General features: G+C 66.5%; 1 protein-coding gene. It reads right to left on the bottom strand.

Annotated elements, in window-relative coordinates:
- Nucleotides 1-266 (bottom strand): hypothetical protein (locus tag ACLJNW_RS25645; RefSeq protein WP_410961430.1); only part of this gene is annotated, 266 nt, incomplete at both ends.

Genomic DNA, 266 nt, shown 5'->3' with positions numbered 1-266 from the left:
CTTCGACGCGAATGCCGATCGCGTCGAAGTACTCGGCCGACGTTTCGTTGCGGCTCACGCGAATGCCGTCGAACACTTGTGGCGCCGAGAGCCCATCGACTGGCGGCAGGCTGGCGAATCCCGCGCCCGCGACACCGGGAACCGCGAGGATGTCATCGCGCATCCGGCTCCAGTGGGCCGCGTACGCACTCGAACCCTTTGGGGCGCCAACGGTGCTGACGTTGACCGTGACCAGCCGGTCCACGTCGTAGCCGACATCCACGAAC

This window comes from Salmonella sp. SAL4457 (assembly GCF_046548235.1).
Lineage (GTDB): Bacteria > Pseudomonadota > Gammaproteobacteria > Enterobacterales > Enterobacteriaceae > Salmonella > Salmonella enterica.
The sequence above is the reverse complement of the archived record's forward strand: the minus strand, read 5'-3'. Positions and strand labels throughout refer to the sequence as shown.